The sequence below is a fragment of the Paracoccus sp. TRP genome (genome assembly GCF_000185925.1).
GTDB classification, from domain to species: Bacteria; Pseudomonadota; Alphaproteobacteria; order Rhodobacterales; family Rhodobacteraceae; genus Paracoccus; species Paracoccus kondratievae.
This window is the reverse complement of the sequence record NZ_AEPN01000070.1, coordinates 1-10,399: the sequence shown is the minus strand read 5'-3', so window position 1 is coordinate 10,399 and position 10,399 is coordinate 1. Positions and strand designations below refer to the sequence as shown.

Below are 10,399 nucleotides of genomic sequence, written 5' to 3'. Positions count from 1 at the left end.
TCATGAAAATACCTCCAAAAAAATGAAAAGGGGCGGGCTAGTTGCATCTGCGGGCAGGTTCGGTCGGCAGTTTGGCTGTTTCGGCCCAAAGGGTCCGGACCATGTCGCGTAGCATCAGCGATTCGTTCCAGCGGTCGGTGGTGTCATTGCCGTCGGGACCAGTGATGGCATAGGGTTTGGGACCCAGTTCGCAGGTAAAGACCAGCGCCGCACCGGCCGCCGCGCGGCTGCGCCAATCGCGAAACCCTTCACGCCACCATTGCCGGAACAGATCGACCCAGGGGCGGTGATGGGGATATGAGATTTCGATCTGCACCTGTTCGCGCGAGGCGACGCGGCCATGAAACGCCCATGTATTTCGCAGGATGCGCTGGATCAGCGTGTGGTTTTCGGCGCTGACCGGATAGGCGAACTCGCGGCCGACCAGAAAATGCGACAGATCCGCCAGCAGCGGCAGTTCCGGACGGGCTTCAAGCAGATCCAGCGTAAAGAACAGATCGGTGGTCATGCGGTCGCGATGAGTTTCGATCAGCACTGGGATGCCGGCATCCTCGGCCAGACACAGCCAGCCATCCAGCAAGGGCAGGCAGTCTTCGACCCGGCGCAGGCGGATGTCAGGTTGCAGGTTCAGATGGCTGACCGGGAATTCGGCGGCGAGCTCCAGCGGCAAGCGCAGGTCATCCACTGTGCGCGGAAAACAGACCCCCTCGACGCCAAGACCCGAGCCTGAAAGGGTGAGGTTTAGCCGCTGAACCTCAGCGCGGCTGGTATAATGTGCACTGATCCCGTCGAAACCGGCGTCGAGGATCAGGGCAATGTTTTCGTCAAGGCTACGCTCGTGCCCGTCGGTGTGGCGACGCTCCATCGCCCAAAGGGATTGAAAGACCAAAAGCCGCTGCATTACGCCGCCCGTGCGCTTTTGAGCAGAGATTTCAGATTGATCGCCGAGTCGGCGAGCAGAGCCGGATCCGGGCGGGCGCCCGCCAGGATCAGCATCTCTGCCAGCTTTACCTCTCGGGCGGTGCTATTGCCCGCGCCAAGTCCTGCTGCTGCCACGAGCTGGCCAGCGTTGAGGTAAAAGGCCAGCTCTCCACCTGGCAGGGGGCGCCGGACCATATGATATTCAGGCCGGGGCTGACCGGCGACCTGAAGGCCGAGGTCGTATTGATCCGACCAGAACCATGGCAGGGCCGCATAAGGCTGGCTTTCGCCCAGCATATTGCGGGCGGCTGTCTCGGCCTGGGTGCGGGCGTTCTGCCAGCTTTCCTGGCGCAGATGGCTGCCATCGGGTTGAACGGCTGCCGCGCAATCCCCGGCAGCAAAAATGTCGGGGGCGCTGCTGCGCAACTCTGCATCTGTCAGAATACCGTTTCCGGTCGCAAGCCCAGCGGCCTTTGCCAGCCCGGTTTCTGGCACCACGCCGATGGCCGCCACTGTGAGATCGGCGGGAACAAAAGTGCCATCCGCAAGCGCAACCCCGTCTGTTCCGATTTCCGCGACGCCCTGACCGAGATGAAAGCGCACCCCCTCGGCCTGATGGCGCTGATGCAGCTGTGCTGCGAAATGGCTGGGAACGGCACGCGTCAGAGGGGCAGGGGCGGTGTCGATCACATGGACCGGGGCCCCGTTTCTGATCAGCACGGAAGCAAGCTCCATCCCGATCAGCCCGGCGCCGATAATGGCAACGGGATGCCCCGGCAATGCGCGCGCAAAAATTGCTTCGGCATCGGCGTGGCTGCGAAGGTTCAGCGCTCGGTCCCCTCCGCGGCAGATGAGCCGTCGAGGCGTCGCGCCGGTCGCAAGCAGCAGGCGGTGATAGGGCAGGACCTCGCCATTTTCCAACGTCACTGTCTTTGTGACGGGATCAAGCGACCGGGCAGTGCAATCCGCCAGATAATGAATACCCGCGTTCCCGAAAGCCTCGGGTGGGCAGATGGGTTTGCGCAGCACTATCCCATCCCGGGGTTTCGAGAGGGGCGGGCGCTCATAGGGCACGCCGGGTTCGGTCCCGATCAGGGTGACAGGGCCACTCCAGCCCGCCTCGCGCAGGGCGAATGCCGCGCGGGTACCGCATTCGCCAGCTCCGATGATGACCATGCCGTTCATATTGCTCTCCGCTTGCAGGGGCCGGCGCGGTGGGCGTGCGCCGGCCATCCGGTCAGTTGCGGCCCGCGAAAGAGGCCATGTTCTGCGGTGTGACCAGCTCAAAGGGTACCATAACCTGCTGTTCGACCGGCTCATCCCGGGCGAGTGCGAGTGCGGTATCCAGCGCGCTTGCAGCCTGACCGGCGGCGTTCTGGAACACGGTCACGTCCAGCTCACCCGCCTGCATCGCGGCCAGACCATCCTGCGTGGCGTCGATCCCGACGACGATCACCTCATCCATCTGGGTGCCCGCAGCCTTGAGTGCCTGAATGGCACCGATGGCCATTTCGTCATTATTGGCGAAAATCACATCAATCGGCCGGCCCGAGGTGATCCAGTTCGTGGTCAGGTCCATGGCATTGGTGCGCTGCCACGCCGCAGGCTGTTCGTCGGCGATGGCCACGTCCTTGCAATCCCCCGCAGCCAGGGTGTCACGCACCGAGGCGGATCTTTCGCGTGCCGCCTCATGCGCCAGATCGCCCATCAGGATATAGGCCTGCGCATTGCCCTGCTTGTCTTTGGCCTTCAGCAGATCGCAAGCGGCCTCGGCGCCAAGCTTGCCCGATTCAGTCTCGCGCGAGCCGACATAGGCCTGTGTCGCCGGCAGGCTTGCGATATTCGCAGGCTCAAGGTTCAGATAGACCAGAGGAACCCCCGCCTGCTCAGCCGCCGCCGAGATCCCGGGCGCGGCCGAGGTATCAGCCAGCGTCACCACCATTGCGTCGACACCAGAAGCGATGAAGTTGTTCACCTGATTAAGCTGTTTGGCGACATCGGTCTGTGCGTCCTCGGTCTGCAGGGTCACGCCGTCCAGTTCCGAGGCGCGTTTCTGCAACCCCTCCCGCAGCAGAGTCTGGAAATTGTTGTCAAAGCTTTGCATCGAGACGCCGATGGTTTCCGCCCCTGCGGCAGCGGCGCTTAGCGCGGCGATCGAAGCCGCGGCGATGATCCGTTTCATTCTTCCTCCCTTGGGTGCGCGGCACCCCTTGCGTTCCCAGGCTCCGGTCGCGGGGCCATTGGTGCGTGCGCAGCCCTATCCCAGGGCCACGCGAACCTCGCCATTCACTATCTCTGTTGGATAGGTGCGCAGGTTTTCACAGGCGGGAAGGCGCAAAGCCTCGCCGGTGCGATAGTCAAAGGCGCCAGAGTGCTTGGGGCATTCCACCTCGAAATCCATCACCAGCCCGTCAGCCAGATGGATCGCCTCATGTGTGCACAGGCCCGCCGTGCACCAGACGCTGTCATCGGGGCCGCGATAGATCGCGTAGGTGCGGCTGTTGTGATCAAAGCGAATCGCGCCTTCCTGTTCGATATCGTCAAGTTTGCAGGCAGTTACCCAATCGGTCATTTGGTGGCTCCCCCGGCTTCCATTCGGGCTTTGCGGGCGGCAAGCTTTTCCTTGCGCTTGCGATAGCGTTGCTGCATCCGCGCCTCGCCTTCGGGCGAGCCGTCGTGCCAGGTGCCGAACCACTTGTCCAAGGGGATCAGCGCATCACCGTAGTTCACCTCGAAATACTTGTGATGCAGGTAATGGGCGTAGGCATGGCTATCGACGAGGCCGTTTTCGCCCACCTCAACCTTGTCAAAGCCGACATGGCCGGGGATGGCGCCAAAGCCCGCGTAATGCAGTTGATAAAGCATCACCACCGGGTTCGAAGGCAGGATCAAGTGATAGAATACCGTGGCAAAATACAGCAGGTGTTCGACCGGATGCATCGACAGGGACGACCAGGGCGAAGGGTTGACCGAGTTGTGATGTACCGAATGCACCCATTTATAAAGCAGCGGCGTGTGGATCAGCCGGTGGATGCAGAAAAAGTGGAATTCGTGAATGACCGGTACTGCGAGTGCGACCAGTGCCAGCGTCCAGGGACGCTCGGCAAAGCTAAGCCATGGCGCATGGCCGTTGGCATAAGCCCAGAGCATTACCACCTCGACCCCGGTCCAGATCGTCACCCCCGATAAAAACGTGCGCAGGATGTTGTCGATGTTCTGGCTTTCGAACCAGAAAGCTTTGCTGCGCTGTTCGGCGGGGAATTTTCCGTTGTATTTAAAGCGGTTTTCCTGACGGCGTAGCACATAGAGGTGCAGTTCAAACGCGCCGTAGAACAGTAAAACGCACAGGGCGTTCACCGCATAAAGCCAGCCGATCCAGCCCAGCCGGATGCTTTGCATCGACTCGACCGGAGGGATGATCCAGGCCCAGTAAGCGACTGCCGAAACGGCGAAGATCACGTTCCAGGGCAGGAAATAATGCGGCAGCCATTTCAGGATGGCCTTGATACGCGGGGGAAAGTCGAACAGCGGCGCAGGCTCGACAGGACGGTTCGGCGTCCAGTCGCCGCGCTTGTTACGCGTTCCATATTGCAGATCGTCCATGACGCTCTCCTCGGCGATGGGGATGGGGCGGAGGGCGTCATGCGCCATGGTCTGCCGGCCCTCCTCCTGCGGCAAGATGTAGCAGCAAGGTCCGGGGAAGCCGAAAGCTTCCTTGATCAAATCAGATCAAAGGCTTTCGGCGGTGATGGTGATAAAGCGGATAGGGTCCTGATCGGGCTCAATCTCGGTCAGGCCGATGCGGCGTAGCACCATATCAAGGGCGCGGCGGGCCTGCGCCTCTGGTGCCTGATCCAACACCACATCCATCACCCTGTCCCGCAGCGCCTGTGCAGTATAGTCGGTCAGCTCATGGCCGACAAAGAACAGATCGCGCCCGCGCGGATGCCGGCGCAGCACCTCGATCAGCGCCGCATTGGCTCCGCCCGCGTTATACAGACCAGTAAGATCGGGGTGCCGGTTCAGGGCAGTGAACAGCAGATCGGCGTGGCGGGCTTCCTCGTCGCGGCCAAAACCGACCCAATCGAACTCAAGACCTTCCGGATGATCGGCGAAATAATCCGAAAAACCCCGGATACGGTCGCGATGCACGCGATAGATCGGATGGCAGATCGCCATGACCCGCCCATTGTGGGGGCTCATCCGGGAAATGAACATCGCTGCGGTACGTCCAGCGGCGTAATTATCGATTCCAACAAACTCTCCCACTTCGTCCGAGGCTCGGGTGACGACATGGACTACCGGGATGCCCTTGGCTGCGATGCTCTCAATGGCATCCCGGATCAGCGGATGATCCGGAACCGCCAGAATCAGACCCGCCCGACGCATCCCGGCAGAGGAGATGCGGGCCGCAACCTCCGTCGGGTTCATTTCTTCGGCAAAACTGCGATGGACGATGATCAGAGGATCCAACGTTGCAGAAATGCGTTCAAAGGCACGCGACAGACGCCGGTAAAAGGTGGTCTCGGGCCGTACCATCAGCACCTCAATCCGCATCAGCCCACGATGCGCGTCGGGTAATATACGCGGATAGTCGAGGGTTCGTGCGGCCAGCACAACCTTTTCTGCCGTCTCGGGCCGCACGCCCCCACGGCCATTCAACACCCGCTCAACCGTAGCGGTGCCAACTCCGGCAAGAAGCGCGATATCGTGGAAGGTCGGTTTCTTCGTGCCTTTGGTCATTATCGCAATATCGCCGATTCTGTGGCCTGTCCTGCAGGTTTGATAAACCTTCGGGATGTCGAGTGGGGCTGCAGGTAGGTTGCGGCAGGTCTGACAATCATTCGATCTGCCTTTGCCTCTTCATCCCTCTATAATCACTCGCACCCGTTGTCCCATGCTTGCTTTCCTTGGGCCATTCCTGGCAGTCACGGCCGGTGTTCACCTGCCTGAGCAGACGATTGTGCCGGGGAAGTGAAGCAGTCACGGCTTATCGGAGCTTTCCGGGCGAGACCTTATCCCTCGTCAGCTCTTCGCTGTTTCAGAGCGCTCCCGCAGTGCCGTGACATCTTTGATGCCAGCTGTTCCACCACCCTCCAAGATCAGACTGGGGCCATCCTTGGTAATCTCTACCCCTGTTACGCGGGTATAAGCCTCGACGTCACGGGTTTTGAGTGTCTCGCCGTTACTTGTTGCCTCAATTCGGAAACTGTAAAAACCAGACGGCAGTGGCTTGCCATCTTTGCCAATACCTTGCCATTCGATCTCACTGGTGTCAGGGCTGATCTTCTCGCGCATGACTTCACGACCATTTTCGTCAAGAGTCACAAGAGTCATGGTATCGGCACCGGCGACGTCCTCAACCGTCAAAGCAAGAGGCTTACCATCAAACCAGACCGGCTTGCTGGTTCGCACTTCGCGCCCTATCCAGTCCGAGAATTGTCCAAGCTCCCCTTCCTCGCTGGCTAGCAGCATCTCTTTCAGCAGGGCATTGGTCAAGACCTGCTGCTCAACACCCGAGAATGTGGCAAGCTGAACGGCGAAATCTGTGCCCTCCATGGGGTTTAATGGGTCCTGATTTCTGAGCTGCGCAGTCAGCATCCTCAGGAAAGTATCAAACTGGCCTTGTGCGGGATTGTTTTGAGAAGGCGCAGACCTGCCTGAGCGTTGTCCCGGTCCCATTTTAAAGGGTGGGATATTACCTGGTCCTGTCAATGTGATCTCCTATATTCTGATGTCAATTTCACGATTCGCTACGTTTCGACCTGTTCTTGACAGCACCGGTGGCGCTTTCCCGGTCGATGCCTCTGGCTCATCCTCAGTGTTTCGCGTGGATTCTGGAACGCTTCCCCCTGATTGGCTATTCTTCCCGTTGTTGGAAAATGACACATCTGCTTTTCCCAGACCGGATTGGCGTAGTTCTTCCTCTAAAATTCCGGAATTTCTCTTAAGAATCTGATAGGTTTCATGCTGTTCTGCGAAAACAGAGACATGCATCTTTTCTCCGGGTGTGAGGATAATCTTCATTGGTCCTAAATCTTCTGGTGTCAGAATTATCTCGATCACCCCTTCAGCAGGATTCGATGCGCTGTATGCAGGTGCTTGGGCTATATGATTTGCATGGAGATAAGGCGAGCGGTAGGTAAGCGGAATTTTCCGATCTGGCGAGCCCGAGATAATTATATATTCTTGATTGGATGTGTTGTGGTTCAAATTCATCTCATTAAAGAGGCTCGGAAGTTTCTGATTTTCCTCCCCCGAGCCGCTTATGGAGGTAACGGATGAAACTTGGTCATGATCTTCCGTATAATCCACATATGTAAGGCGCGCGGTCTCTGCACGGTCATTAGTATATTTTTCAGATATATCGGATAGGAGGTCGCTTTCGCCAGTACCCCTTGATAAAGTGGCGGTCAGGTTTGTGCTGTTCATCCGATCCGGATGCGCTGACTGATTTGGCTTCACTGGGCCATTAACTTCTTCACCACTTCTGGACGCAAATATCTCATCATAATCTACCAATTTGGCGAATGATTCGGTATGAGCGCTGGTTGCGGCTTCCGCCTGAGTGTCGGAGTCGTAGCTTTCACCCGAATCGGATCCCTCCGCTTCACACTCGCGCAAACAAGATATTTCGTTATGCACTTGAATCTGGTAAAAATGCTCATCCGTGAGAAGTGAATCGATTCCGATCGGCCCTGTCTCGGCCGGACTGCCTTGTTCTTGATTCCCGGTATCGGAAGTCAAAGCTTCCTCTTCCCCGTCTGGTTGATCAGGTCTCTTCTCATATGCGTCGATGAAATCTGGCCGATCATACCTGTTGGAATCCACCTTGTTCTGGGAATCGGAGATGCCATGCCGATGCGTAGGTAAAATCTCAAAACCGATGCGTATCATTGATGGCTCCATAGGGACGGTATCGCCATGGAATACTACAAGAACGTTACCAAATATTTACTCCTCCTCCATAGAATGAAGTCGTGTAAACTTCAAACAAGGGTATTACTACATGGAGCCGGTTGGATGGATGTCCAGTCCTACAGTGAAAAGCGGAACGATAACAAAACCTTATGATGGGCTCGAGCGGATGTTCCTTTCAGAGATGCTGAAATACGCGTGGCCGCAACAGACATCCTCAGGGTTTGGGGGCGGTGTGGGGGAGGAGCATTTTAGCAGCTTTTTAAAGGATGCCTACGCTTCTCAGCTTGCGCAGCGTCTGGCGCTAAATCTGCATATATCGGATATGGGGTAAAAATGAAACCATTACAACTGCTACACCAAGTTCAAGAGCATCTTCTTGAAGCTCGGATTGTCGATGCAATGAAGGGCATCAGGCAGTTTGAAGAGTTGGTTCTTGCTGGAAAGGTGGGGGGTGAAAATGCATCAGGATGTACTGAAGCTCTTCTTACGATTCGGGCATTGATTACAGCTGTGAGAGACGGTGCGGCGGCGGTCCGATACCAGTTTGATGAGATCATGGCCCTCACCCGCAGTATCTATATCTATGATGAGTATGGAAAAAGGACGGATTGTTATCCTGCGGTGGATAAGGGGTATAGATTTTGAATAAATTTTTCCATGATATTTGATTGCATCACAGGACCTGAAGAGGCAGGTAAAGAGTAGAGATGATTTCCGATGTAGAGAAAATCGGGATCTCTTTGTTCGGTAGATGCCGAACTGTCTTGAGTGGGACATGGTGTCCGGAAATAATCGAGGTTAAAGATGTCCAGTATTCTGACTAACAACGGTGCAATGGTCGCACTGCAAACCCTGAAAGGGATTAACGCGAACCTCAATAAAACGCAAAATGAAATTTCAACGGGGAAAAAGTAGCTACGGCAAAAGATAATGCTGCCGTTTGGTCGATTGCAATGGTGATGGAATCGGATCAATCGACTTTTAAAACCCTGCAGAGCAACCTTAACCTGTCGCAGGCAGTGGTAACGACCGCACTTGATGGGGCGCAGCAGATTGGCGATCTGCTGGTGCAGATGAAAGACCTGGCGGCCAGCGCCGGCAGTGATGCGAATGACTTTGGCACTGTCAATGAGCAGATCGTGCAGCTGAAAAACCAGATTGTCTCAATTATCGATGGCACCCAGATGAACGGGGTCAATCTGCTTAAAACTAATCCGGTTGGTAGCTCGACATCCTTTACCGTCCTCGCATCTCTGGACCGGACTAAAGGCGAGACGACGACGACCGCTCAAACGATTACCGTAAATTCTGTGAATTTCGAAGAGAAAATTGAAGGAGTTACACTGACCACTATCACCAATGCAGCGACGGCGCAGACCGCAATTGGTGAGATCGAAACTATGATCGAGGTTGCCAAGAAGGGTGCTGCGCAACTGGGTACAGCGGCGAAGCGGATCAGCGATCAGTCAGATTTTGTTTCAAGGCTCGCGGACTCTCTTACTACCGGAATTGGTGCTTTGGTGGATGCTGATATGGAGGAGGCTTCTGCGCGGCTGCAAGCGCTCCAAACTCAACAGCAGTTGGGCGTTCAGGCACTTTCTATCGCAAACCAGGCGCCTCAAAATATCCTGGCTCTGTTCCGTTAATTAAACGGGGTGCCTTTAGTGGCACCCCAATTAAATGAACGCTGTTCTGGATATGTTATATGAGTGTTGGTTGTGTGAATTTTAGTGACTTCAAAGGATATGATGAAGTTAGAAGCGAGAGAGATCATGAATATGCCGCTTTTCTTCGTTCTACACGGGAACTGCAGGCTGCTAAAATTTCAAATGACCGTGGGTTAATTTTAAATTCTGTAGTTTACAACAATCAGCTTTGGGTCGTATTGGCTGATGATGTGCGATCCCCTGGAAATTTATTGCCAGAAGATGTGAAGGTGGGAATATTATCTCTTTCCTCCTTTGTATTGAAATACGGGTTTCGTGTGCTTGTGGAGGAAGCGTCTGTTGATGTTTTAATTGATATAAATAAAGCTATGATGAGGGGGGTGGGCAGGTAAACTTATGTGCCGTTCTGTGCAGAACTGTCATTCATCCTCTGGGCGACTTTGTAATTGATGGATTGCTTTAGAATTTGACCATGTGCCATGGCATTTTTAGAGAATTAGTGGGTGAGTGACTTTGAGTTATACTGTTCAAATTGGGGTCGGGGGATATGCTGGTTGGAAAGTTTTGGAGCGATCTATGACTAGGCAGAAAACCGCGTACGCTCAAAGTTTCCAAGTAAAGCTTGTTTATAAATACTTTTCAGATAATGCTTCAAAAATTAGAGACGTAGATGATCTTATCGGGGACCAAAAAATATTTTCCGTCGTTCTGGCTGCCTTTGGTCTCGATTCGGATATAAAGAATAAGTACTTTATTAAGAAAATTCTTACCTCGGATCCGGATGATAAGAATAGTTTTGTTAATAGAATTTCTGATAAAAAATATCTTGATATGTGCAAGGCCCTTGCCTTTCCTTCGTCATTAGGTCATGTTGACAAATGGCGGAGCCA

General features: G+C 55.2%; 11 protein-coding genes and 1 pseudogene. 4 read left to right on the top strand and 8 right to left on the bottom strand.

Annotated features, from left to right (window positions below; all coding sequences use genetic code 11):
* Positions 1 to 37: 37 nt before the first annotated feature.
* The 8 genes from PARACOCCUSGL_RS21010 to PARACOCCUSGL_RS21665 all read right to left on the bottom strand — a co-directional run bounded on the left by PARACOCCUSGL_RS21010 (position 38) and on the right by PARACOCCUSGL_RS21665 (position 7,818).
* Positions 38 to 901 (bottom strand): sugar phosphate isomerase/epimerase, encoded by an 864-nt coding sequence (locus PARACOCCUSGL_RS21010; RefSeq protein ID WP_010400272.1) that lies wholly within the window; start codon positions 899 to 901, stop codon positions 38 to 40.
* Positions 901 to 2,106, bottom strand: a complete 1,206-nt coding sequence (locus PARACOCCUSGL_RS0118860; RefSeq protein WP_010400271.1) for an NAD(P)/FAD-dependent oxidoreductase — start codon at positions 2,104 to 2,106, stop codon at positions 901 to 903. Before PARACOCCUSGL_RS0118860 ends, PARACOCCUSGL_RS21010 begins: the two co-directional genes overlap by 1 nt.
* A 52-nt stretch (positions 2,107 to 2,158) precedes the next feature.
* Positions 2,159 to 3,103 carry a substrate-binding domain-containing protein gene (locus tag PARACOCCUSGL_RS0118855; RefSeq protein WP_010400269.1) on the bottom strand — a complete coding sequence of 315 codons (945 nt, stop codon included), beginning with the start codon at positions 3,101 to 3,103 and terminating at the stop codon, positions 2,159 to 2,161.
* A gap of 75 nt (positions 3,104 to 3,178) precedes the next feature.
* On the bottom strand, positions 3,179 to 3,493 hold the full coding sequence (locus PARACOCCUSGL_RS0118850) for a MocE family 2Fe-2S type ferredoxin (RefSeq protein WP_010400267.1): 315 nt from the start codon (positions 3,491 to 3,493) through the stop codon (positions 3,179 to 3,181).
* On the bottom strand, positions 3,490 to 4,572 hold the full coding sequence (locus tag PARACOCCUSGL_RS0118845; protein ID WP_010400266.1) for a sterol desaturase family protein: 1,083 nt from the start codon (positions 4,570 to 4,572) through the stop codon (positions 3,490 to 3,492). The genes PARACOCCUSGL_RS0118850 and PARACOCCUSGL_RS0118845 overlap by 4 nt, the downstream gene beginning before the upstream one ends.
* A gap of 78 nt (positions 4,573 to 4,650) precedes the next feature.
* On the bottom strand, positions 4,651 to 5,664 hold the full coding sequence (locus PARACOCCUSGL_RS0118840) for a LacI family DNA-binding transcriptional regulator (RefSeq protein WP_010400263.1): 1,014 nt from the start codon (positions 5,662 to 5,664) through the stop codon (positions 4,651 to 4,653).
* Positions 5,665 to 5,946: 282 nt separating this feature from the next.
* A complete protein-coding gene (locus PARACOCCUSGL_RS0118835) occupies positions 5,947 to 6,603 on the bottom strand; it encodes a flagellar hook capping FlgD N-terminal domain-containing protein (protein ID WP_040602333.1) in 657 nt (218 codons plus the stop codon).
* Between the two features lie 42 nt (positions 6,604 to 6,645).
* Positions 6,646 to 7,818, bottom strand: a complete 1,173-nt coding sequence (locus PARACOCCUSGL_RS21665; RefSeq protein ID WP_158004481.1) for a flagellar hook-length control protein FliK — start codon at positions 7,816 to 7,818, stop codon at positions 6,646 to 6,648.
* Between the two features lie 357 nt (positions 7,819 to 8,175).
* Here PARACOCCUSGL_RS21665 and PARACOCCUSGL_RS21005 point away from each other — a divergent pair, with 357 nt between their 5' ends.
* The 4 genes and pseudogenes from PARACOCCUSGL_RS21005 to PARACOCCUSGL_RS21895 form a co-directional block, all read left to right on the top strand.
* Positions 8,176 to 8,487, top strand: a complete 312-nt coding sequence (locus tag PARACOCCUSGL_RS21005; RefSeq protein WP_010400260.1) for a hypothetical protein — start codon at positions 8,176 to 8,178, stop codon at positions 8,485 to 8,487.
* Between the two features lie 159 nt (positions 8,488 to 8,646).
* Positions 8,647 to 9,488 (top strand): annotated as a pseudogene (locus PARACOCCUSGL_RS21000) (flagellin).
* A 59-nt stretch (positions 9,489 to 9,547) separates the two neighbouring features.
* Positions 9,548 to 9,901 carry a flagellar biosynthesis regulator FlaF gene (locus PARACOCCUSGL_RS21660; RefSeq protein WP_083825872.1) on the top strand — a complete coding sequence of 118 codons (354 nt, stop codon included), beginning with the start codon at positions 9,548 to 9,550 and terminating at the stop codon, positions 9,899 to 9,901.
* Positions 9,902 to 10,022: 121 nt separating this feature from the next.
* The coding region (locus PARACOCCUSGL_RS21895) for a DUF1217 domain-containing protein (RefSeq protein ID WP_138918400.1) at positions 10,023 to 10,399 on the top strand (377 nt) is incomplete at its 3' end.